Annotated in this window: 18 protein-coding genes; 14 read left to right on the top strand and 4 right to left on the bottom strand. The window is 67.5% G+C overall.

Features of this window, described 5'->3' with window-relative positions:
• Positions 1–134: 134 nt before the first annotated feature.
• On the top strand, positions 135–1,400 hold the full coding sequence (locus G5S35_RS36715; RefSeq protein ID WP_183040265.1) for a J domain-containing protein: 1,266 nt from the start codon (positions 135–137) through the stop codon (positions 1,398–1,400).
• 14 nt (positions 1,401–1,414) lie between these two features.
• Here G5S35_RS36715 and G5S35_RS36710 read toward each other — a convergent pair whose 3' ends face one another.
• A complete protein-coding gene (locus G5S35_RS36710) occupies positions 1,415–1,834 on the bottom strand; it encodes a MarR family transcriptional regulator (protein WP_080180489.1) in 420 nt (139 codons plus the stop codon).
• A 252-nt stretch (positions 1,835–2,086) separates the two neighbouring features.
• Here G5S35_RS36710 and badH point away from each other — a divergent pair, with 252 nt between their 5' ends.
• From badH to aliB, 3 genes are read left to right on the top strand one after another with little or no spacing between them, the layout of a single operon-like run.
• Positions 2,087–2,854, top strand: coding sequence for a 2-hydroxycyclohexanecarboxyl-CoA dehydrogenase (gene badH / locus G5S35_RS36705; RefSeq protein ID WP_065063498.1), 768 nt, complete (start codon positions 2,087–2,089; stop codon positions 2,852–2,854).
• A 51-nt stretch (positions 2,855–2,905) separates the two neighbouring features.
• Entirely contained in the window at positions 2,906–3,688 is a 783-nt protein-coding gene (badI, locus tag G5S35_RS36700) for a 2-ketocyclohexanecarboxyl-CoA hydrolase (RefSeq protein ID WP_074984908.1), read from the top strand.
• Positions 3,689–3,742: 54 nt separating this feature from the next.
• Entirely contained in the window at positions 3,743–4,894 is a 1,152-nt protein-coding gene (gene aliB, locus G5S35_RS36695; RefSeq protein ID WP_183040264.1) for a cyclohexanecarboxyl-CoA dehydrogenase, read from the top strand.
• A gap of 12 nt (positions 4,895–4,906) precedes the next feature.
• On the opposite strand, the gene G5S35_RS36690 is transcribed toward aliB, so the two are convergent.
• From G5S35_RS36690 to G5S35_RS36680, 3 genes are all read right to left on the bottom strand, one after another.
• On the bottom strand, positions 4,907–6,520 hold the full coding sequence (locus G5S35_RS36690) for an inorganic phosphate transporter (protein ID WP_183040263.1): 1,614 nt from the start codon (positions 6,518–6,520) through the stop codon (positions 4,907–4,909).
• A gap of 266 nt (positions 6,521–6,786) precedes the next feature.
• Positions 6,787–7,965, bottom strand: coding sequence for a porin (locus tag G5S35_RS36685; protein ID WP_176080243.1), 1,179 nt, complete (start codon positions 7,963–7,965; stop codon positions 6,787–6,789).
• Between the two features lie 139 nt (positions 7,966–8,104).
• A complete protein-coding gene (locus G5S35_RS36680; protein WP_065063577.1) occupies positions 8,105–10,006 on the bottom strand; it encodes a bifunctional sugar phosphate isomerase/epimerase/4-hydroxyphenylpyruvate dioxygenase family protein in 1,902 nt (633 codons plus the stop codon).
• Positions 10,007–10,351: 345 nt separating this feature from the next.
• Between G5S35_RS36680 and aroQ the strand changes: the two genes are divergently transcribed.
• The 10 genes from aroQ (at position 10,352) to cheB (ending at position 22,407) form a co-directional block, all read left to right on the top strand.
• Positions 10,352–10,819, top strand: coding sequence for a type II 3-dehydroquinate dehydratase (aroQ, locus tag G5S35_RS36675; protein WP_065063506.1), 468 nt, complete (start codon positions 10,352–10,354; stop codon positions 10,817–10,819).
• Entirely contained in the window at positions 10,816–11,712 is an 897-nt protein-coding gene (locus tag G5S35_RS36670) for a shikimate dehydrogenase (protein ID WP_080180479.1), read from the top strand. Before aroQ ends, G5S35_RS36670 begins: the two co-directional genes overlap by 4 nt.
• Before the next feature lie 42 nt (positions 11,713–11,754).
• Positions 11,755–13,137, top strand: coding sequence for an MFS transporter (locus G5S35_RS36665; RefSeq protein ID WP_065063508.1), 1,383 nt, complete (start codon positions 11,755–11,757; stop codon positions 13,135–13,137).
• Between the two features lie 245 nt (positions 13,138–13,382).
• Positions 13,383–14,057, top strand: coding sequence for a TetR/AcrR family transcriptional regulator (locus tag G5S35_RS36660; protein WP_065063510.1), 675 nt, complete (start codon positions 13,383–13,385; stop codon positions 14,055–14,057).
• Between the two features lie 284 nt (positions 14,058–14,341).
• Complete coding sequence (locus G5S35_RS36655; protein ID WP_065063512.1) at positions 14,342–16,015, top strand: methyl-accepting chemotaxis protein; 1,674 nt, start codon at positions 14,342–14,344, stop codon at positions 16,013–16,015.
• A gap of 46 nt (positions 16,016–16,061) precedes the next feature.
• Positions 16,062–16,589: a chemotaxis protein CheW gene (locus G5S35_RS36650; RefSeq protein ID WP_065063514.1), complete on the top strand. Its 528-nt coding sequence runs from the start codon at positions 16,062–16,064 to the stop codon at positions 16,587–16,589.
• Entirely contained in the window at positions 16,586–18,265 is a 1,680-nt protein-coding gene (locus G5S35_RS39835) for a CheR family methyltransferase (protein ID WP_237181848.1), read from the top strand. The genes G5S35_RS36650 and G5S35_RS39835 overlap by 4 nt, the downstream gene beginning before the upstream one ends.
• Complete coding sequence (locus G5S35_RS36640) at positions 18,258–18,995, top strand: chemotaxis protein CheW (RefSeq protein WP_231957707.1); 738 nt, start codon at positions 18,258–18,260, stop codon at positions 18,993–18,995. Before G5S35_RS39835 ends, G5S35_RS36640 begins: the two co-directional genes overlap by 8 nt.
• Positions 18,992–21,379 carry a hybrid sensor histidine kinase/response regulator gene (locus G5S35_RS36635; protein ID WP_183040262.1) on the top strand — a complete coding sequence of 796 codons (2,388 nt, stop codon included), beginning with the start codon at positions 18,992–18,994 and terminating at the stop codon, positions 21,377–21,379. The genes G5S35_RS36640 and G5S35_RS36635 overlap by 4 nt, the downstream gene beginning before the upstream one ends.
• Complete coding sequence (cheB, locus tag G5S35_RS36630) at positions 21,379–22,407, top strand: chemotaxis response regulator protein-glutamate methylesterase (protein WP_065063520.1); 1,029 nt, start codon at positions 21,379–21,381, stop codon at positions 22,405–22,407. The genes G5S35_RS36635 and cheB overlap by 1 nt, the downstream gene beginning before the upstream one ends.
• Positions 22,408–22,430: the final 23 nt, after the last annotated feature.

Below are 22,430 nucleotides of genomic sequence, written 5' to 3'. Positions count from 1 at the left end.
TTGCGTGCGCGCCGCGCTTTTCTTGCGATGCGGCAAAGCGTGTTTTAACCTTGTGCGTCTCGCCGGTCGTCTGCGGCTGCTTTCCGGCGGTTCGTGATTCGACTGAACAAACCCCTTGAAACAAGGCTTCGGACATGCCCGCTCCCCATCCGAGGACCCGCGAAGATTACGACCGCCTCTATTACCGGCTCGAACTCGAGCCCGGCGCGAGCGCGGCCGACATCAAGCACAACTATCGCCAGCTCGCGCAGATTTTCCATCCCGACAAGTGGCGCCATCCCACGGCGGCCTCGCTGCATTGGGCCGACGAGCAGTTCAAGAAGATCAAGGAAGCGCGCGAAGTGCTCGAAGGCTACTGGCTCGCGCATCACGAGGCGCCCGCGAGCCGTACGGCGCTCGGCGAGTCGCAGCTCGCGGATGCGCGCGGCCAGATGCGCGATCTGCAATTGCGGCGCGAACGTCTGCGTGGCGAAATCGACGCGATGCAAAGCGAGCAGGCACGCGGCGTCGCTGAACTCACGCGCATGCAGGCCGAGCGCGAACGGCTCGCGAGCGAGCTGATTCAGTTGCGTGACGAAGTGTCGAGAGCGCGGATGCGCGAGGCCGCGCGGCGCGATATGGAGCGCATGCAGGAACGCACGCAGCAACGCACGCGCGAGCAAGCCGCCGAGGCGCAGGCGCAGCGCGAGCGCGATGAGGCGGCGTCTGCCGCGCAGGCGGCGTCGGAGGCGGCCTCGCACGCCACGCGCGACGCCGCGATGGCCGCCGGTCCGTGGCCGCCCGCGAAGCATGCGGTGCGCGACGCGTGCTTTGGGCGTCTCGACGATCCGTCGCGCGGCTGGCTGATCACGCTGAGCGGCATCGTCGTGGCGATGATCGTGCTGTTCGTCGTGGCGCACCGGATCGTGTTCAGCGTGTTCGACGCGACGGGCGGCTGGCGCTGGCTCGGCGACACGTTGCAAGCCGCGTTGATTGCGGCGGGCGTGGTTTTCGCGGGCGGTTTTGCTTGGGCGCAGCGTCACTTCTATCGTGCGGATCGCGCTGGGCGCGCGCACGCCGTCGCGCTGCCCGCGCCCGAAACGTGGCGGCGCGTGAACGCGGCGCTGCGCGGCACGGGCCGTTATGGCGCGACCTGGCAGATCGAATCGTGCACGCTATCGCCGGGCGATTCCGGTTTCGATCTGCGCGCGGTCCTCACTTATTCGACGAAAGCAGGCGCCGATTCACAGGCGCATCAGACGCTGCGCTTTCACTGCCGCGCGCAGCAAACCGATGCGCAAGAGACGCGTCTCGCATGGGGTTTCACCGTCGATGCGCCGACGTGGTGGCTCGTGCCGGCCGCGAAGATCGTGCGCGATCTGCGTCGGCGCGTGGAAGCGGAGCTTGCGGCGCGCGTTTGATTTACCCGGTTGATTCAATCTTCCTCGACCGCGCCGCGCCGCGCGTCGATCTGCTTCATGTTGTCGAGCAGCTTGAGCAGATAGTGCAGCGTGTGCGTCATGTCGTCGACGGAAAAATTCCCCAGCACTTCCTCGTAATACGCCTGAATCTTGGGCGTGGCCTCGTTCAGCCAGAGCTTGCGGCCCGATTCGCTCATGCGCACCCGGCGCGAGCGGCGGTCCTGCGCGTCGGGCGTCGCGCTCAGATGCCCGTCGCGCTCCATGCGGCTCAGCAGCCCTGAGAGATTCTGGCGGCTTACCAGCAGATAACGCGCGAGTTCCCCCACGCTCATGCCGTCGCGTGCTTCTTCGCGCGAGAGTGCGCCCAGCACCGCCCATTGCTGCGTGGTCAGCCCTTCCTCTTCCACCGCGCGCGTGCCCGTTTTATGCAACATATTGGCGGATTGATAAAGACGAAAGAACAGCCGGTTCGCCAGTTCGAAGCGCGTCGCGTCCTCCGATTGAACGGTATTTTCCGGGGTATTTTTCGTTGATGACAAAGGGTTTCTCCTGATGATGCCGCGCTTGCCGACATCGGATGGTCTGCCTAGTATACGTCAATATATTGACGTAATTGGCGCGAGCTACAAGAAGGCGCCAACGTCGACGGACTCCATGGTAACAACCTCGCCACGCAAGGAGGCGCGATGAAACGGTTCGAAGGCAAAACGGTCGTGGTCACGGGCGGCGGAGGCGGCATCGGCGGCGCGGCGTGCCGGCGTTTCGCGGCGGAGGGCGCGCGGGTGGCGGTGCTCGATCTATCGCTCGATGCCGCGCAGCAGGTGACCGCGCAGATCGTCGCGCAAGGCGGCACGGCGCTGGCGCTGCACGGCGACATCACGGTGCGCGCCGACGTGAACGACGCGATCGCGCAGATCGAGGCGAAACTCGGACCGGTCGATGTGCTCGTCAACAACGCGGGCTGGGACGTTTTCAAACCGTTCACGAAGACGACGCCGGTGGAATGGGAGCGGCTCATCGCCATCAATCTCGTCGGCGCGCTGCATCTGCACCATGCGGTGCTGCCCGGCATGGTCGAGCGCAAGCGCGGCAGCATCGTCAATATTGCTTCCGATGCGGCGCGCGTCGGTTCCTCGGGCGAAGCGGTGTACGCGGCGTGCAAGGGCGGACTCGTGGCGTTTTCGAAGACGATCGCGCGCGAACATGCACGCCACGGCATCACGGTGAACGTGGTCTGTCCGGGGCCGACCGATACCGCGCTGTTCGCCGACTACAAGGAAGGCGCGGGCAATCCGGAGAAACTGCTCGAAGCCTTTCAACGTGCGATTCCGCTCGGACGCATCGGCCAGCCCGACGATCTGCCGGGCGCCATCGCCTTTTTCGCCAGCGACGACGCGCGCTATATCACGGGCCAGGTGCTGAGCGTATCCGGCGGCCTGACCATGGCCGGCTGACACGCGAACGTGCACGCACACGGCACGCCATCACCTCACCAGGACTCGACGATGCAATACGACGACATTCTCTACGAAGTGCGCAACGGCGCGGCATGGATCACGATCAACCGGCCCGAGAAGATGAACGCGTTTCGCGGCCGCACTTGCGACGAGCTGATTCACGCGATCAATCGGGCAGGCTATACGCGCGAGATTGGTGCGATCGTGCTTGCAGGCGCGGGCGAGAAAGCGTTCTGCACGGGCGGCGATCAATCGGCGCACGCTGGGCAATACGATGGGCGCGGCACGATCGGCTTGCCGATCGAGGAACTGCACAACGCGATTCGCGACGTGCCGAAGCCCGTGATCGCGCGCGTGCAAGGCTATGCGATTGGCGGAGGCAACGTGCTCTGCACGATCTGCGATTTCACGATTGCCTCGGAAAAAGCAGTGTTTGGGCAAGTGGGGCCGAAAGTTGGTTCGGTCGATCCGGGCTTTGGTACGGCGTATCTGGCGCGCGCGGTCGGCGAGAAAAAGGCGCGCGAGATCTGGTATCTGTGTCGCCGATATCCGGCGGCCGAAGCGCTCGCGATGGGACTCGTCAACGCGGTCGTGCCGCACGATCGGCTCGACGACGAAGTGCAAAAGTGGTGCGATGAAATCATGGAGAAGAGCCCGACGGCGATTGCCATCGCCAAGCGCTCGTTCAATATGGATACCGCGCATCAGGCGGGTATTGCGGGCATGGGCATGATGGCGCTGAAGCTCTATTACGACACCGAGGAGTCGCGCGAAGGCGTGAAGGCGTTCCAGGAAAAACGTCCTCCCGAGTTTCGCAAGTACGCGAAGTAAAGACGTTTAAAATTAATCTGGATTCCGTAATGATGTCGTGATTCAGGAGCGCGCATGAACCCCTATATCGACGAAGATCTCGCGGCGCTCGCCGAACACGCGCAGCGTTTCGCGCAAGGGCGCGTTGCGCCCGGCTTTCTGGAGCGCGACCGGACGCGCGTGCTCGATCGCGATCTGATGCGCGAGATGGGCGAGATGGGTTTTATCGCGCCCGAACTGCCCGAAGCGTTCGGTGGGCAGGGATTGGGCTGCCTCGCGGCGGGCGTGATTCACGAAGCGATCGCGGCCGCCGACCTGAGTCTTTCGTACATCAACCTGCTCGCGTCGCTGAACGGGCAGATTCTCGCGCAGCACGCGCGTCCCGAACTCGCGCGGCCGTGGCTCCAACGGCTCACGCAGGGCCGCGCGCTGCTCGCCATCGCACTGACCGAACCGCGCGGCGGTTCCGACGCGGCGAATCTGCGTCTGAAGATGGAGCGCGTGGGCGACCACTACGTGCTCAACGGCGAAAAGACCTCGATTTCCGCCGCCGATCAGGCCGACGCCGCCGTGGTGTTCGCCCGCAGCGGCCGCGTGGAGGACGGCGCGCGCGGCGTGTCCGCGCTGCTCGTGCCGATGGATCTGCCCGGCATCACGCGCAATCGTTTCGATTGCCACGGTCAGCGTGCGATCGGGCGCGGTTCGATTTTCTTCGACAACGTGCGCGTGCCCGTCGATCATCGGGTGGGCGACGAGGGCAAGGGCTTCGTGCAGGTGATGCAGGGATTCGATTTTTCGCGCGCGTTGATCGGCTTGCAGGTGCTCGCCGTCGCGCGAGCAAGCCTCGAAGAGACATGGACTTACGTGGCGCAGCGCGAGGCGTTCGGCAAGCCGCTGGCGGCGTTTCAGGGGGTCTCGCATCCGCTGGCCGAATACGCGACGCAAGTGGAAGCGGCGCGCCTGCTGTGTCTGCAAACGCTCTGGCTCAAGGATCGCGGGCTGCCGCATACGGCCGAAGCCGCCATGTGCAAATGGTGGGCGCCGAAGCTGGCCTACGACGTGGTGCATCAGTGCCTGCTGTCGTTCGGCCACGGTGGCTACGACCGCGGACCGATGGAGCAGCGTCTGCGCGACATCCTCGGTTTCCAGATCGGCGACGGCACCGCGCAGATCATGAAGACGATCATCGCGCGTGCGAACGCGGGGCGCGAGGCGGTGCCCGCGTAGCGCGCAAGATCGTCAGAAGATCTGGCGGAACACCCAGTACAGCGCGGCGGCCAGCGCGATGGAAGCCGGCAGCGTGAGCACCCACGCCAGCGCGAGATTGCGAATGGTGCTCCATTGCAGTCCGGAGCCGTTCGCGGCCATGGTGCCCGCCACGCCCGAAGCCAGCACGTGCGTGGTGGAAACGGGCAGGCCGTAGACGTCCGCCATGCCGATGGTGAGCATGGCCACCGCTTCGGCGGACGCGCCCTGGCCATAGGTCAAGTGCTGCTTGCCGATCTTCTCGCCGACGGTCACGACAATGCGCTTCCAGCCGACCATCGTGCCGAGACCGAGCGCGATCGCCACCGCCACTTTCACCCACGTCGGGATGAATTTCGTCGCGTGGTCCATCTGCTTGCGGAAGTCGTCGAGCACGGCGGCGTCGGCGGGCGCGAACGTGGGCGCGTGGGCCTTTTCCATCAGGCGGATTGCTTCGGAGGCCACGTACATGTTGTTGCGCACGTTGTCGACGATCACTTCCGGCACCTTCGCGAGCGAACCCGAAAGGCTCACCTGGTCGCCGATGGTGTCGGTCAGCGCGCGCAGCGCGGGCAGCGTTTGCGGTTGCAACTGGCGCGTGCGCACATACTTTTCGACCTCGGCGCGCGGATCGGCGGGCGCGGCCACGAGCGCGGCGGCAGGGTCGGGCGGCGCATAGTGCGTGAGCGTAAGCGAGGCGGCGCGCGCCGACGCCACGAAGGCCTCGGTCTGCTCCGGCGTTACCGCCTTGTTGAGCGCGTAGGCGGTCGGCACCACGCCGATCAGAATCAGCATGATGAGGCCCATGCCTTTCTGGCCGTCGTTCGAACCGTGCGCGAACGACACGCCTGTGCAGGTGCAGATCAGCAGCACGCGAATCCAGAACGGCGGCGGCTTGGCCGCTTCGGGTTCGCGATAGAGGCGCGGCGCGCGCACGGCGAACTTGAGCGCGAGCAGCACCAGCGCCGAGAGCACGAAGCCCACCACCGGCGAGAACAGTAGCGCCTTGCCCACGCCCGCCGCCTGGGCCCAGTCCACGCCGCTCGTGCCGGACGGCCCGCTGATCCACTGGTTCATGATGCCCACGCCGATGATCGAGCCCACCAGCGTGTGCGAACTCGACGAAGGCAGCCCGAAATACCAGGTGCCGAGATTCCACACGATCGCCGCGATGAGGAGCGCGAACACCATCGCGAAGCCTGCGCTGCTGCCCACCTGGAGAATCAGTTCGACGGGCAGCAGTTGCAGGATGCCGAACGCGACCGCGCCGCTCGACACCAGCACGCCCAGAAAATTCCACGCGCCCGACCACGCGACGGCGACATGCGGTTCGAGCGAGTTCGTGTAGATCACGGTAGCGACCGCGTTGGCCGTATCGTGAAAGCCGTTCACGAATTCGAAGCCGAGCGCGATGAGCAGCGCGAGGCCGAGCAGCACGAAGGGCAGCGCGGAACTCTCGCGCACCGCGTGCAGGTCGAGAAACAGATGATCGAGAACGTAGAGGGTGCCGATGGCGATGATCGCGAAGAACAGGACGATCGCGAAGTGGCGGCGGCGCGGTTGCGCGCGCAAGTGGCGAGTTGCGGGAGGTAAGGGAAGGTCCGGCATGACGGTGCGCTTGAGCGAACTGGGGCAAATGAGTTCAGACTGGTTTGCCTCGCGCGCCGCGCCGTGAATCATCGCGCATGACGACGCGGTTTGCGAACGTCGTCAGCGCAATCGGGAGCAATCGGGAGCCGCTCGATCGAGACGGACAAGTGTCGCATATCGACCGGAATCGGCGCGTCAGCCTGGCCGCGCGCGGATATGTCCCTGCGGCGCGACGCCCGTGGGGCGTGGTGCCGCGCGGATTCGCGTCGTATTGACGCGCCGCCTCAGAACAGGAACGCGATGCCCGCCATGCCGACGAACTGCGAGTGCGTGCTCGACGGCGTGCTGTTCTGCGAATCGCCCACGGCCGGCGTCGCGTCGACGATGTCGCCCGCGCCGTTCGCGCCCAGCGTCTGGCCGCTCGCGTGCTGATAACCCTGCAACGCGTAGAGCGAGGTGCGCTTCGAGAGGTGGTAGGTTTCCTTGAGCGACACCTGCTGATAGCGCGCGGCGCTGCTGATGCCGTTCGCCTTCGAGGCCATCGTGTACGCGTAGCCGCCGCCCACGTCGAACGCCGGCGTGAAGCGGTAGACGGCCAGCGCGGCCCACGTGTTGAAGACGGCCGTATCCGCGAAGATCGACTTGCCGCCCGGCAGATATTCGACGTTCGAATACGAGGCGCCGAGCGTGAGATTGCCGATCGCGTAGTTCCCCGCCACGGCGATATGCTGCACCGCGCGCGCCGACACATAGCCCGTATTCAGCGAGGACTTGCCGAAGCTCGCCGTCGACGAGGTGTCGAAGCCGCTCGTCAGCGCGGCGTTGTCCATGCGCAGGTAAGCGGCCGCGAGCGAGATCGGGCCGTTCAGGTAGCGCAGCGCGGCGCTCCACGTCTGCCCCTTGCCGGTGCTGCCCGCAATGCCGCCGAATGCGTACATCGCGCTTGCCTGCAGGCCGTTCCAAGAGGGCGTGGTGTAGATCGCCGAGTTGTTGATGCGCACGGTGGTGTCGAGGCCGTCGATATCGCCCGGGTGCGCGCCCGTTGCGCCGGTCAGCCAGTTGCTGCCCGTGAGCGGACCGACGAACTGGTAGTAGGGCGTGTACTGGCGGCCCATCGTGAAGGTGCCCGCGCTGCGGTTTTGCAGACCCACATACGCCTGGCGGTTGAAGATCAGGCCGCTCGACTGCATCGCGCCGGTGTTCGGATCGAAACCGTTTTGCAGATCGAAGATCGCGAAGGTGCCGCCGCCGAGATCTTCCTTGCCCTGAAAGCCGAACTTCGAGGCGTAGACATTACCCTGGCGCAGATAGACGTTCGACTTGCCGTTCTGGTTGTTCACGTAGGTGATGGCGTCGTCGATGGCGCCGTACAGCGTGACGCTGCTCTGCGCAAAGGCGGGATTGGCGATCAGGGCAGCGCCGGCTGCGAGGAACAGGCCGGGACCGAAGGCGGATTTCTTCATCGTTGTGCGTCTCCAGGAAAAGTAGGAATACTTATTGTTATGTGCTTTTTCGAGCACTTATAAGTTCTGTGCGAGAAGTGGTCGCGGCAGGTGCCGCGCCGGTGTTGCGTACTGTGCTTGTGCTTCGATGCTTCGTTGATTACTTCTGCGACTGCGCACGCTGACGCGCCTGCGCGGCGAGACGCACGGCCGCGTTCGGCGCGCCATAGCCGTCGTAGCCGCCGCGCCGTTCCACGAGTTCGAGGAAGAAGCGCTGGTCGAGCGTCTCCGTGTAGGCGTGCAGGAATTCGCCGCCGCGTTCGTCTCGATCGTAGAGCAGATTGTGTTGACGCAATGCGTCGAGGAAATCGCCGCGCAGCGCAAAGCGCGCGTCGAGATCGTCGTAATAGTTCGCGGGCACGCGCAGCAGCGGCACGCCCGCCGCTTCGAATTCCGTCACCGCGCGGAAGATGTCGGCGGTCGTGAAGGCCACGTGACTCAGTCCGCTGCCGTGATACGCGCGCACGGTTTCGGCAGCCGCCGTGTGCTGATCGACCGACGCGTTGAGCACCATGCGCAGGCCGCGATCGGCGCTGAACAGGGCGCGGCTGCGCACGAGACCATACGGATCGGGCAGCATCACAGGCGCGCTGGCCTGCAAACCGAACACCGATTTGAGGAACAGCACCCACGCGTCGAACGAACCGGCGGGCAGCGAAAGACTCACGTGATCGATGCCGCTGATCGGGCCGACTTCGGTCGGACCGTCCACATCGGTGAGCACGAAGTCGGCTTCGAACAGCGTCGGCTGACCCGGTTCTTCGTTAACGAAATAGTTAAGACTGCCGTCCGGACCCTGCACGGCGGGCACCACGCGCTCGTTCGGCCCGACGCGGCCCGAGAACGGCTGATAGCCGAAACCGGCGGCGCGTTCGAGCGCCAGTTGCGCGTTGTCCACGCGCAGCGCGGAGGCGCACAGCGAGAGACCGTGGCGCTGGAAAAAGGCGTCGGCGAACGAATCGCGCTCGGCGTTCAGCACGATGGCCGCCGAGCCGTGCTGATAAAGCGTGACGTTCTTCGAGCGATGCTGGCCCGCGCGGCGGAAATGCAGCTTGCCGAGCCAGTCGGCGACTTGCGCGCGCGCCGTATCGTTCACGGCGAATTCGAGGAATTGCCACTCCGTGTGCGTGGGCGCGGCAGGCGGATGATAGAGCGGCGCGGCATGCGCGGTGTCGTGTTCGGCTTCCAGCGTGTCGCGCGTGAGCGCTTCGAGCAGCAGCAGCGAACGATGGCCGTCGGCGGCCGTGGCCGCGGGCGGCGCGCCGCGAAAACCGTCGTTGAAGATCTCGAGCGAAAGCGGACCGGTGTAGCCGCTTTTCACCACTTGCGCCGTGAAATCGGCGAGCGCGAAGTCGCCCTGACCCGGGAAGCAGCGGTAATGGCGGCTCCATTCGAGCACGTCCATCTGCATTTTGGGCGCGTCCGCGATCTGCACGAAGCCGATGCGGCCGCCGGGAATCTGCGCGATGGCGTCGGGCGTATCGTCGAGCGAAAGCGTGTGGAAACTGTCGAGCGCGAGCGTGAGATTCGGATGATTCACCGTATTCACGAGCTGCCACGCATGGCGGTAGGTTCGCACGTGACGGCCCCACGCCAGTGCTTCATAACAGGTCACCACGCCTGCTTCGCCGGCCGCCTTCGCCAGCGCGCCGAGCTGTTCGGCGACGAGCGCGTCGTCGGTGATCGTGTCGGGCGAGACGTTGCTGCAGACCAGCATGCGGTCCGTACCCAGTTCGTGCATTACGTCGAACTTGCGCTTGACGCGCTCGACGTTGCGCGCGAGGCGCTCGGCGCTCACGCCCTCGAAGTCGCGGAACGGCTGGTACAGCACGATATCGAGGCCCAGATCGGCGGCCATGCGGCGCACGTCGGCGGGCGAGCCTTCGAAATAGAGCAGGTCGTTTTCGAAGATTTCCACCGCCGTGAAGCCCGCGGCACTGATGGCGGCGAGCTTCTCCGCGAGCGTGCCGCTAATCGAAACAGTCGCGATCGAGCGGCGCAGGGGCGCGGGAGCGGAGGCGTGGGGCAGCTTGGACATGGCGTAAATGCAGCAATAACTGTAACCGGTATGAGCCGTACGACCCGGGCCGGCGGTGCGGATACAGATGCCCGCCGGAGTGTCGCAAGAATAACCAAACTAACCAGTTAGTACAAATTCTCGGAAACCCCAGGGTGACCCCGGGGCGCGCGCGCGGCACACTGGCGGCCATGCGTGGGATGCCATGCGGCCAATCAATCTCAAGAATGTTATTAGGCGCCGTCTTGTGTTGAGAATCAACCGCAGCGAATTTCGACCGAAGATTCCGCGCTTGCCAAACCGTTGTTGTGCGCTGTTGTGGAGTGTGTGATGCAATTGCCGTCGGTACTGGTCCTGAACGGGCCGAATCTGAATCTGCTGGGAACGCGGGAACCCGCGATATACGGGGCGGAAACCCTCGACGACGTGGCGCGGATGTGCCATGACGCGGCGGCCCGCCTTCATCTCGAAGTCGATTTTCGGCAGTCGAACGCCGAGCATCAGCTGATCGACTGGCTGCACGAGGCGCGCACGCGCGTCGACGGCATCGTCATCAATCCGGCCGCTTATACGCATACGTCGGTGGCGATCGCCGATGCGCTGTCCGCCATCGCCAAGCCCGTGATCGAGGTCCATATTTCCAACGTTCACAAACGCGAAGCCTTCCGGCACCACTCGTTCGTTTCGCCGATCGCCGAAGCGATCATCGTCGGTTGCGGCACGCAGGGCTACGTGCTCGCGCTCGAACGCATGCAGACCTTGTTGACCACGAAATTCGCGAAGCAGGTGACGCAATGAGCCAGCACGACAGCAACAAACCGCGCTCGTTCCTTTGCGGCCTGATCGGCAAGGGCATCGGCGGCTCGCTCACGCCCGCGATGCACGAGAAAGAAGGGCGCGAACTCGGTTTCAACTACGTCTACCGTCGCATCGATCTCGACGCGCTCGAACTCACGCCCGCCGCGCTGCCCGAGCTGCTGCTCGCGGCCGAGCGCATGGGCTTCGACGGCCTGAACATCACCTATCCCTGCAAGCAGGCGGTGATCGAGCTGCTCGACGAACTCTCGGACGACGCCCGCGCGCTGGGCGCCGTCAACACGGTGCTGCTGCGCGACGGCAAGCGCATCGGCCACAACACCGACTGGTCGGGCTTCGCGAGCGCCTTCAGGCGCGGCCTGCCCGACGTGTCGCTCGAATCGGTGGTGCAACTGGGCGCGGGCGGCGCGGGCGCGGCGGTCGCGCACGCGGCGCTGCAAATGGGCGCCCGCGCGCTCACGCTGTTCGACGTCGACGCCACGCGCGCCGACTCGCTCGCCGCCGAACTGCAGGCGCGCTTCCCGCAGGCGCGCGTGAGCGCGGGCGGTTCGCTCGAAGCGACGCTCGCGGCGGCCACCGGCCTGATCCACTGCACGCCGACCGGCATGGCCAAGCTGCCGGGGCTGCCGCTGCCCGCCGAGTATCTGCACGCGGGCCTGTGGGTGGCCGACATCGTCTATTTCCCGATCCGCACGGCGCTGCTCGAAGCCGCCGAGGCACGCGGCTGCCGCACGCTCAGCGGCGGCGGCATGGCGGTCTATCAGGCCGTGGACGCTTTCCGCCTCTTCACCGGCGTCGAGCCGGACGCGGAGCGCATGTACGCGCATTTGCAGTCGATGCTGGCACCGGGCGCAGCCCAGGGCGCCGGCCAATAACAAGCCGGGCCAATCCGGCCATTAACAGGAATGGAGACAGACATGGCACCTCCCGTATCCACGGGCCGCGACGCGCCGACGCTTTCCTCGACGTCCGCCGCAGGCGCAGTACGGCGCTCGAAAGCGCGCTATCGCATCCTCGGCCTGCTCGCCGTCGGCACCATGATCAACTACCTGGACCGCACCGTGCTGGGTATCGCGGCGCCGCAACTGACCAAGGAACTGGGCATCAATGCGGCGCTGATGGGCCTCGTGTTCTCGGCGTTCTCGTGGAGCTACGTGGTCGCGCAGATTCCGGGCGGCGTGTTTCTCGACCGCTTCGGCAGCAAGCTCACGTACTTTCTCGCGATGACCTTGTGGTCGACCTGCACGCTGATCCAGGGTTTCGTCGGCAGCGTGGGCGCGCTGTTCGCCTGCCGGCTCGGGCTGGGTGCGGCCGAATCGCCGTGCTTTCCGACCAATAGCCGCGTGGTGGCGACCTGGTTCCCGCAGCACGAACGCGCGTTCGCGACCGGCACCTACACCGTGGGCGAGTACATCGGCCTCGCGTTCTTCAGCCCGTTTCTGTTCGCGCTGATGGGCGCCTACGGCTGGCGCTCGCTGTTCTACGTGGTGGGTGCGGCGGGCATCGGCTTCGGCTTCATCTGGTGGTTCCTGTATCGCGAGCCGCACGAGCACCCGGCGGCCAACCGCGCCGAACTCGATTACATCGAGGCGGGCGGCGGCCTGGCGAAGCACGAACGCAAGGCCGCGAAGGAAGAGGCCGCCGCCGAACAGGCGGGCGACAAGAGCGCGAAGAAGGGCTTCGACTGGCGTCTCGCGGGCCAACTGGTGCGCCGCCGTCAGCTCGCGGGCATCTGCCTCGGCCAGTTCGCGGGCAACTCCACGCTCGTGTTCTTCCTGACGTGGTTCCCGACCTATCTCGCCACCGAGCGCCACATGGGCTGGCTCAAGATCGGCTTCTTCGCGATCATGCCGTTCATCGCCGCCTCGATCGGCGTGATGTTCGGCGGCACGTTCTCCGACTGGATGCTGCGCCGCGGCTACTCGGCCAACGTGGCGCGCAAGCTGCCGATCATCGCCGGGCTGCTGCTGGCTTCGACGATCATTCTGGCGAACTTCGTCGAAAGCAACGTGACGGTGATCGTGATCCTCTCGATCGCGTTCTTCGCGCAGGGCATGGCGGCGCTGGGCTGGACGCTGGTCTCCGACATCGCGCCGGCCGGCATGCTGGGCCTGACGGGCGGCATCTTCAACCTGGCGGCCAACCTCGCGGGCATCATCACGCCGCTGGTGGTCGGGCTGATCGTGGGCGTGACGGGCTCGTTCGTCTGGGCGCTGGTGTTTATCGGCGTGATCGCGCTGATCGGGGCGGCGTCGTATATCTTCATCGTCGGCGATATCAAGCGGATCGAGCTGGTGTGATCGGTCTGGTGCGCGGCTTCGTCGAGGCGTCAATGAAACCTCGATGAAGCCGCGCCGAAAGCGCGCTGCAACGCGGCGGCAAGATCGGCGAAATACCGCTGCAAGGCCGCTGCAATCCGCGCGCCGCGCGCCTGCTCCAGACGGCCTGCGGAACACCGGCCGGCTTGGCCCGGCCTCGCGGGACGCGGCGCCCGCCATGCTAGAATCGGCCGCATCCCTCCCTCCCTGCGGTCCACAACAACGATATGGCAAGACCGGCGGCTTCGGCCGAACGCAACGACGCTCAATCCGAAAGCCGGCGCAAGTACGATCCGGAGCAAACCAAGCGCAACATTCTGGAAGTGGCGACCGCCGAGTTTTCGGCGATGGGGCTGTCGGGCGCGCGCGTGGACGCGATCGCCGAGCGCACGAACACCACGAAGCGCATGCTGTATTACTACTTCGGCAGCAAGGAAGGGCTGTACGAAGCGGTGCTCGACAAGGTCTACGGCGACATCCGTGCGCTCGAACAGGACCTGCATATCGACGAACTCGATCCCGAGGAAGGCCTCAAGCGCCTCGTCGAATTCACCTTCGACTACCACGACCGCCATCGCGACTTCGTGCGCCTCGTGACGATCGAAAACATCCACGGCGCGAAGTACATCGAGCGGCTCAAGACGTTCCGCACGCGTAACGCCAGCGTGATCCGCACGATCGAGGATCTGCTCGCGCGCGGCGTGGCGGCCGGCGTGTTCCGCACCGATATCGACCCGATCGACCTGCACTTGCTGATCAGCTCGATGTGCTTTCATCGCGTGGGCAACCGCCACACGTTCGGCGCCGCGTTCGGCCGCGATCCGTCGCATCCGCGCCTGCGCGCGCGTCATCGCGAAATGGTCGTGGACGCGGTCGCGCGCTTCGTGCGCAAAACGGATTAAGCAAGCGTTTCAAGCCCGTCGCGGCGCACACCCGAAGGCGATGTCAGCCCGGACGAGCCGAGCGAGCGTGCCCGCCGCGCTTTGCTGCTATATCGAAAAACGCGCTCAGCGTTGCCGCGCCGCCTCGTCAGGTAGTGTCCTCATCGCATAAAAGTGCTCAAACGCATTACACTACGCCCCGGAAGCCCGTGTGACGGGCCTTCGCCGGGGCGTCTGTGCGCTCGCGCACCTTGCGCGGACGGCAAACGCCGCCTCCCGCCGCCAACCGGAAAAGCCCAAGCGTAATGAGCACAGCCATGCCCCGTTCCGGCTCAGCCGGCCTGCCGCGCCAGACCCACGGTCGCTACACACTCGGGACGCGCATCGTCGTGAGTTTCGGCTTGCTGTTCGTGCTGATGCTCGCCACGGCCGCCCTCTCGTGGGACCGCCTGCGCGCCATCGACGACGAAGCCCTCAGCCTGTCGCACGATTCCGTGCCGGGCCTGTTCTACTCCACCTCGATGCGTGCCGCCGCCAATCAGACCTACGCGCTGGTCGAGCGCGCCGTCTTCGTGGAAACCGATCCGGCCGCCGTGGCGCGCGTCCTCGCGCAACTGCCGGTTGCCGTCAACCAGGCCCAGCAGGACGCGGCGCACTACGAGGCCTCGATGTACGACGCCGACGACCGCGCGCGCTTCCAGCGCTTTCGCGATGCGTACGGCCGCTATCTGCCGCAATTGATGGCCATCGCGCGCCAACTGCCCGCGCAGCGCGCCGCCGCGCAAGGCGCCTTCGTGCAGCTCGACGCGAGCTGGCGCGAAGTGATCGACGCGGCCAACGTGGTCGTCGACGAAAACCGCCGGCGCGCCGACGAGTCCGCGCGCGCGATCCGCAGTTCGGTGACCGGCACGGAAATCACGCTCGCCACGGCGCTCGGCGTCGTGCTGCTGGCCTCGCTCGCGACCGGCTATCTGCTCTATCGCGCGATTACGCGGCCGATGGGGCGGCTCGTCGAAGTCCACGATGCGATGCGCATGGGCAATCTTTCGCAGCGTCTGGAGCTGGGACGCAAGGACGAATTCGGCGTGCTCGAAGACGGTTTCAACCGCATGAGCGACGAACTCGCGAGCCTCGTGGCGCAGGCGCAGAAGTCGTCGCTGCAGGTGACGACCTCGGTGGCCGAAGTGGCCGCGACCTCGAAGGAGCAGCAGGCGACCGCGAGCGAGACGGCGGCCACCACGACCGAGATCGGCGCGACCTCGCGCGAGATTTTCGCCACGGCGCGCGACCTCGTGCGCACGATGGGCGAGGTGGCGACCGTGGCCGAGCAGTCGGCTTCGCTCGCCACCACGAGCCAGAGCGGCCTCACGCACATGGAAGACACCATGCGCAGCGTGATGGAAGCGGCGGGCTCGGTGAACGCCAAGCTCGCGATCCTCAACGAGAAGGCCGTCAGCATCAACCAGGTGGTGGCGACCATCACCAAGGTCGCGGATCAGACCAATCTGCTGTCGCTGAACGCGGCGATCGAAGCCGAGAAGGCCGGCGAATACGGCCGCGGCTTCGCCGTGGTGGCGACCGAGATCCGGCGACTGGCCGACCAGACTGCGGTGGCGACCTACGACATCGAGCAGACCGTCAAGGAGATCCAGTCGGCGGTCTCGGCGGGCGTGATGGGCATGGACAAGTTCGCGGAGGAAGTGCGCCGCGGCATGCACGACGTGCAACTGGTGGGCGGGCAGCTTTCGCAGATCATCGGCGCGGTGCAGACGCTCGCGCCGCGCTTCCAGGTGGTCAACGACGGCATGCAGGCGCAGGCGACCAGCGCCGAGCAGATTACCCAGGCGCTGATCCAGCTTTCCGAGGCGGCGCAGCAGACGGCGGAGTCGCTGCGCCAGTCGTCGCAGGCCATCGACAATCTGACGCTCGTGGCCAACGAACTGCGCACGGGCGTGTCGCGCTTCAGGATCGAGGCGTGACGCGGATGACGACGCCCATGATGACGCGCCGCTGAACGGAGCCGCGATGCTCTTTCTGGTCTTCGAGCTGGATGGCGAACGCTACGCGCTCGACGCGCGCGAAATCGTGCGCGTGTTGCCGTTGCAGCCGGTGCGCGCGTTCGCGGGCACGCCGCCGTATATCGCGGGCGTGATCGATCACGACGGCGCGCCGGTGCCGGTCGTCGATCTGGCGAGGCTCGCGCTCGGGCGGCCGTCGCGCGCGCTGATGTCGACGCGGCTCGTGCTGGTGAACGACGGGGCGTCGGGCGTCGATACATCGGGCGGCGCTTCAGCCGACATCGATACGCCGTCGCGCTGCCTCGCGCTGCTGCTCGAAAGCGCGACGCGCACGCAGACCCTCGCCGCCGACGCCTTCGCCGAAGGCGGCATCGCCACGCCCGAGGCGCGCTGGCTCGGACCCGTGGCCAGCGACGCGCACGGTTTCGTGCAATGGGTGAAGGTCGATCAGTTGCTCGACGCGCGCGTACGCGCGCTGCTGTTCCCCGATCCGCCTTCGTGGCGGCGCGCGGCCACTGACGGGCGTGCGCCATGAAGACCGTCGATCCGCGCTTTTCCGCCTGGCTGCTCGAAGAAACCGGCATCGAAGCCGAATCGCTCGGCGCGCACGCGCTGGCGCGCGCGGTGGCGTCGCGCGCGGCGGCGATGATCGCGGCGATGCTGGCGGCCAGCGAGGGTGGCGACGCGTCGGCGCACGGCCATGCTTCGCACCACGGCGGCCATCGCAGCGTGCATCACCATGGGCATCACAACGCCCATCACGATTCCCATCGCGCCTCGCATCACGGTCATGCTCACGCCGCGCCCGTGCAGCCGCCGGTTCCGGCGCAATGGGAAGGCGGCCTCGCGCTGCCCGACAAGGTCCGCGACGCCTACTGGACCTACCTGACGACCGCGCCCGCCGAACGCCAGGCGCTCATCGACGCGCTGGTCGTGCCCGAAACCTGGTTCTTCCGCGAGCGCGAAGCCTTCATGGCGCTCGCGCGCATCGGCGCCGAGCATCTGACGAAGCATCCGGGCGAAGTGCTGCGCGTGCTCAGCGTGCCGTGTTCGACGGGCGAGGAACCGTATTCGGCGGCGATGGCGCTGCTCGACGCCGGGCTCTCGCACGCGCAGTTCGGCATCGACGCACTCGACATCAGCGCCGCGTCGATCGAAGCCGCCGCGCGCGCCGTGTATGGCCGCAACGCGTTTCGCGGCGACGCGCTGTCGTTTCGCGAACGCTATTTTCACGCCGGGCCGGACGGCTGGCGGCTGGCCGATACGGTGCGCCGCGCCGTGCATTTCGAGCGCGCGAATCTGTTCGAGTGGCTCGCGGCGCATCCGGTGCGTTACGACTTCATCTTCTGCCGCAACGTGCTGATCTACTTCGACCGCGCCGCGCAGGACCGCGCGATCGGTCTGCTGCGCGGGCGTCTCGCCGACGGCGGCATGATCTTCGTCGGTCCCGCCGAGACCGGGCTGATGATGCGCCACGAATTCCAGTCGGCGTATATCCCGCTCGCATTCGGTTTTCGCGTGCCCGAGGCCGCGCGCGCCGATGGCGAGGCCGCCGGGCCGCAGGCGCTGGCGTCGTCGCTGGCGGTGGGCTGTCTGCCGGGCGCCAGCGTGACGGCGAACGCGCGTGCGCCGGTGGCGAGCGCGCCCGGCGCGGTGCCGCCTGCTGCGCTGCGTCCGCTGCATGCCGCGCCGCCCGCGCGCGCGGCCGGTTTCGTCGGCGTGGTGCCGGGGGCGGCGAGTGCGCCGGCGGCGGCGTTTTCCGCCCGCGCAGGCGCGCCGCTCAACGGCTTCTCGCCTGGCGTGACGCCCACGCAAAACACCGCGCCGCTCGCGCCGTTCACCGCGCTCTCGACGCGCACGCAGCCGAGCGCGCCGACGCCCGATGCGGCGCTGCGCGAAGCGCGGCGTCTCGCCGACGCGGGCGCGCTCGACGATGCGCAGCGCCTCGCGACCGAGGCCGCGCAGGCCGCGCCGCACGACGCGCCGACGTGGTATCTGCTCGGCCTGATCGCCGACGCGCAAGGTAACGGCGCGCTCGCCCAGGAACACTATCGCAAGGCGGTTTATCTGGAACCCGGTCATTACGAAGCGCTCACGCATCTCGCGGCGCTGCTCGAAGTGCAGGGCGACGCCGAGGGCGCGCGCCGCCTGATGCGCCGCGCCGAACGCGCCGCGCAGCGTGCGCCGGACCGAGGAGGCGCCGATGCGTGACGCGCATGCGATGGACGAACTGAGCGCGCCGCAGGACGTGCCGTTCGACGCCTGCTGGAAAAGCATCGGCGTGCTCGGCGACAACTCGTGTCCCAGGCTCGCCGAATACGTGCGCTGCCTCAACTGTCCCGTGTTCGAGCAGGCCGCCGCACGCATGCTCGATCGGCCGGCGCCGCGTGAGGTGCGCGATCTTCGTGATCCGCGAGACAATAATCGGCATGCCGAATTATCAGGATCGCGAAATAATCATGCGGTGCGCAGCAACGCGCGACAGACCGGTTCGCTGGTGTTTCGCGTCGGCGCGGAATGGCTCGCGCTGCCCGCGCAGGCGCTGCGCTACGTGGGCGAGTCGCGGCCCGTGCATTCGCTGCCGCACCGGCGCAGCGCGGCCGTGCTCGGCGTCGTGAACGTGCGCGGCGTGCTCACGCTCGCGGCGTCGCTGGCCGAGTTGCTGCATATCGATGCCGCCGCGACCGTTGCATCCGCCTCGGTGCGCGTAGCCACGCCGCGCCTGCTGGTGACGGAGTGGGGCGGCGAGACAACGGCGTTTCCCGTCGACGATGTGGACGGCGTCGCCTGGTTCGGCGACGACGAACTGCTGCCCGCGCCGGCCACGCTCGCGCAGGCGGCGGGCCGCCACGTGCGCGGCGTGTTCGTCTGGCGCGGCCGTTCGGTGGGCGTGCTCGAACCCGATGCGCTGTTCGGCGCGCTTGCGAGGAGTCTGCGATGAGCAGCCAGCACGGCGACCACGACGATAACGACAGCGCCGACGACCTGAGCCGGCGCTCGCTGCTCGACCTCTTTCACGAGGAAGCGCAGACGCAGACGCGCACGCTGTCCGCCGGTCTGCTCGCGCTCGAAGCGGCGCCCACGGAGGCGTCCACGCTCGAAGCCTGCATGCGCGCGACGCACTCGCTCAAGGGCGCGGCGCGCATCGTCGGGCTGCCCGAGGCGGTCGAGGTGGCGAGCGCGATGGAGGACTGTTTCGTCGCGGCCCAGCACGGCCTGCTGACGATCGGCGCGGCGCATATCGACGCGCTGCTGGTCGGCATCGACATGCTGCTCGCGGCCGGTGATCCGGCTGCGCCGCCGCTGGCGCGCGACGCGGTCGAGGCCTTCGTGACGCGGCTCGTGGGTGCGGCGCAGGTGCAGCAGGAGACGCGGGCCTCGGCGCAAGCGGAAACGCCCAACGACGCGGAAGCGCTGCTGGCCGCGAGCATCGCGGCGCTGCAATCGTCGCAGCCGTCACAATCGCCACAATCGCCACAAGCGGACGAACCGCCCGCAGCACCGCCAACGCCAGCACCGACGCCAACGCCGCCCGAAACCGCAACGCCCGGCACGCCGCACGAAAGCCACCGCATGCTGCGCGTGCGCGCGGGCACGCTCGACCGTTTGCTCGGGCTCGCGGGCGAGTCGCTGGTGGAGTCGCGCCGCATTCGTCCGTTCGCCGACGGCCTGCTGCGCGTGCGCCGCGCGCAGAGCGGCGTGCTGGCGGCGCTCGGCCAGTTCCACGAACGCCACGGCGACACGCTCGACGCCGACGCGCGCGCCTCGCTCGCCGATGTGCGCGCGGCGCTGGGCGCGCTCGAACGCCAACTCGCCGAACGTTTCGACGACCTCGACCGCATCGACCGGCGCGGCACCCAGCTCGCGCAGCGCCTCTACGACGAAGCCCTGCAATGCCGCATGCGCCCGTTCGGCGACGCGGCCCACGCCTGGCCGCGCATGGTGCGCGATCTGGCGCGTTCGCTCGGCAAGCGCGTACGTTTCGTCGTCGATGGCGAATCGACCCAGGTCGACCGCGACATCCTCGAAATGCTCGATGCGCCGCTCGGCCACCTGCTGCGCAACGCGCTCGATCACGGCATCGAAGATCCGGTCGCGCGGCTGAGCGCGGGCAAGCCCGAGGAAGCGCGCCTTACGCTCGAAGCGCGCCACAGCGCGGGCAAGCTGCTGATCGCCGTGGCCGACGACGGCGCGGGCGTCGATCTCGACGCGCTCAAACGCGCCATCGTCGCGCGCGGTCTCGCGCAGGCCGACGCCGTGGCCCTCATGTCCGAGCCGGAACTGCTCGACTTCCTGCTGCTGCCGGGCTTCACGATGCGCGAGCGCGTCACCGACGTGTCCGGGCGCGGCGTGGGTCTCGACGCCGTGCAGAATTTCGCCAAGGCCGTGCACGGCACGGTGCGCATCGAAAGCACGGCGGGGCGCGGCACGCGTTTCGTGCTGCAATTGCCGCTCACGCTTTCGGTCATGCGCAGCCTGATCGTCGATGTGGCGGGCGAGGCCTATGCGTTCCCGCTCGCACACGTGCGGCGCGCCTTGCGCGTGCCGCGCAGCGCGATCGAAATGCTCGAAGGCCAGCAGCACATCGCCTACGAAGGGCGGCCCGTGGGCCTCGTGACCGCGCGCCAGTTGCTTGGCGCCGACGGGCGCGGCGTGCCCGCAGCGGACGCCGACGACGTAAGCGTGGTGCTGGTCGGCGACGACGCGGGCCACGAAGCCGCGCTCTACGGCGTGGCCGTCGACGCCTTCGCGGGCGAGCGCACGCTCGCCGTGCAACCGCTCGACGCGCGTCTGGGCAAGGTGCGCAACGTGGCGGCCGCGTCGCTGCTCGAAGACGGCACGGTGGCGCTGATCGTCGACGTCGAGGATATCGTCGCGTCGGTCGGTCGGCTGGTGCGCGAAGGACAGCTCGCGGGCGTCGCGCGCGGCGCGCAGACCACGGCGCGCGAACGCAAGCGCATTCTGGTCGTGGAAGATTCGTTGACCGTGCGCGAGCTGGAGCGCAAGCTGCTCGAAAAGCGCGGCTACGCCGTGACCGTGGCGGTGGACGGCATGGACGGCTGGAACACCTTGCGCACGGGCCAGTTCGATCTGGTGATCACCGACGTGGACATGCCGCGCATGGATGGCATCGAACTCGTCACGATGATCCGCAGCGATCCGCAGCAGCGCGCGGTGCCGGTGATGATCGTCTCGTACAAGGATCGCGAGGACGACCGCCGGCGCGGCCTGGACGCGGGCGCCGACTATTACCTGACCAAGGGCAGCTTCCACGACGAGGCGCTGCTCGACGCCGTGAACGATCTGATCGGAGAGGCGACCTGATGAATATCGGCATCGCGAACGACATGCCGCTGGCCGTGGAGGCGTTGCGTCACGCCATCGCCAGGCGGCCGGGGCATCGTGTGCTATGGGTGGCGCAGGACGGCGAACAGGCGGTGGACTTCTGCGCCGCGCAGCCGCCCGACGTGATCCTGATGGATCTCGTCATGCCCAGGCTCGACGGCGTGGAAGCCACGCGGCGCATCATGGCGCGCTCGCCGTGCCCGATCCTGATCGTCACGAGCAGCGTTGGCGCGAACGCCTGGCGCGTCTACGAGGCGATGGGCGCGGGTGCGCTCGACGCCGTCGACACGCCCACGCTCGCGGGCCCCGATGCGCGCCGCACGATGGATCTGCTGCTCGCGAAGATCGAACAGATCGGCCGCGTGAACGTGGTGAGCGACGTCGCGCGCACCCAGGGCGCCAGCGCGATCGCCACCGACGCGCGCACGCCGCTGGTGGCGATCGGCGCATCGGCGGGCGGCCCCACGGCGCTCGCCACCGTGCTGGGCGCGCTGCCGGCCAGCTTCAACGCCGGGATCGTGATCGTGCAGCACGTCGATCAGTCGTTCGCGGCGGGCATGGCCGACTGGCTCGACGGCCAGGCCGCGCTGAAGGTGCGCGTCGCCAAGGAAGGCGACCGGCCCACGCCCGGCGAGGCGCTGCTCGCGGCCACCAACGACCATCTGTGCATGACGGCCGCCGGCAAGCTCGCTTACACCCGCGAGCCGGCGGACACGCCGTACCGGCCTTCCGTCGACACGTTCTTTCACAGCGTGGTCGAGCACTGGCGCGGCACGGCCATCGGCGTGCTGCTGACCGGCATGGGCCGCGACGGCGCGATCGGCCTGAAGGCCATGCGTGCGAAGGGCTATTACACGATCGCGCAGGACGCCGCGACGAGCGCCGTCTACGGCATGCCGAAGGCCGCCGCCGCGCTCGATGCCGCGCGCGCGATTTTGCCGCTGCCCGTGATTGCCGCCGAACTTTGCCAACGCGTCGGACTGCCCGGCGCGGGGCGACCCGAGTAACGAGAGGAACCGGGTCGAAGCAC

The sequence above is a fragment of the Paraburkholderia tropica genome (assembly GCF_014171495.1).
GTDB lineage: Bacteria > Pseudomonadota > Gammaproteobacteria > Burkholderiales > Burkholderiaceae > Paraburkholderia > Paraburkholderia tropica.
This window is presented reverse-complemented; position numbering and strand designations above follow the sequence as displayed.

Bases quoted from the DNA above. Each gene is read 5' to 3' on its own strand.
- G5S35_RS36715 (WP_183040265.1), top strand. From the start codon at position 135: ATGCCCGCTCCCCATCCGAGGACCCGCGAAGATTACGACCGCCTCTAT.
- G5S35_RS36710 (WP_080180489.1), bottom strand. From the start codon at position 1,834: ATGTTGCATAAAACGGGCACGCGCGCGGTGGAAGAGGAAGGGCTGACC.
- badH (WP_065063498.1), top strand. From the start codon at position 2,087: ATGAAACGGTTCGAAGGCAAAACGGTCGTGGTCACGGGCGGCGGAGGC.
- badI (WP_074984908.1), top strand. From the start codon at position 2,906: ATGCAATACGACGACATTCTCTACGAAGTGCGCAACGGCGCGGCATGG.
- aliB (WP_183040264.1), top strand. From the start codon at position 3,743: ATGAACCCCTATATCGACGAAGATCTCGCGGCGCTCGCCGAACACGCG.
- G5S35_RS36690 (WP_183040263.1), bottom strand. From the start codon at position 6,520: ATGCCGGACCTTCCCTTACCTCCCGCAACTCGCCACTTGCGCGCGCAA.
- G5S35_RS36685 (WP_176080243.1), bottom strand. From the start codon at position 7,965: ATGAAGAAATCCGCCTTCGGTCCCGGCCTGTTCCTCGCAGCCGGCGCT.
- aroQ (WP_065063506.1), top strand. From the start codon at position 10,352: ATGCAATTGCCGTCGGTACTGGTCCTGAACGGGCCGAATCTGAATCTG.
- G5S35_RS36670 (WP_080180479.1), top strand. From the start codon at position 10,816: ATGAGCCAGCACGACAGCAACAAACCGCGCTCGTTCCTTTGCGGCCTG.
- G5S35_RS36665 (WP_065063508.1), top strand. From the start codon at position 11,755: ATGGCACCTCCCGTATCCACGGGCCGCGACGCGCCGACGCTTTCCTCG.
- G5S35_RS36660 (WP_065063510.1), top strand. From the start codon at position 13,383: ATGGCAAGACCGGCGGCTTCGGCCGAACGCAACGACGCTCAATCCGAA.
- G5S35_RS36655 (WP_065063512.1), top strand. From the start codon at position 14,342: ATGAGCACAGCCATGCCCCGTTCCGGCTCAGCCGGCCTGCCGCGCCAG.
- G5S35_RS36650 (WP_065063514.1), top strand. From the start codon at position 16,062: ATGCTCTTTCTGGTCTTCGAGCTGGATGGCGAACGCTACGCGCTCGAC.
- G5S35_RS39835 (WP_237181848.1), top strand. From the start codon at position 16,586: ATGAAGACCGTCGATCCGCGCTTTTCCGCCTGGCTGCTCGAAGAAACC.
- G5S35_RS36640 (WP_231957707.1), top strand. From the start codon at position 18,258: ATGCGTGACGCGCATGCGATGGACGAACTGAGCGCGCCGCAGGACGTG.
- G5S35_RS36635 (WP_183040262.1), top strand. From the start codon at position 18,992: ATGAGCAGCCAGCACGGCGACCACGACGATAACGACAGCGCCGACGAC.
- cheB (WP_065063520.1), top strand. From the start codon at position 21,379: ATGAATATCGGCATCGCGAACGACATGCCGCTGGCCGTGGAGGCGTTG.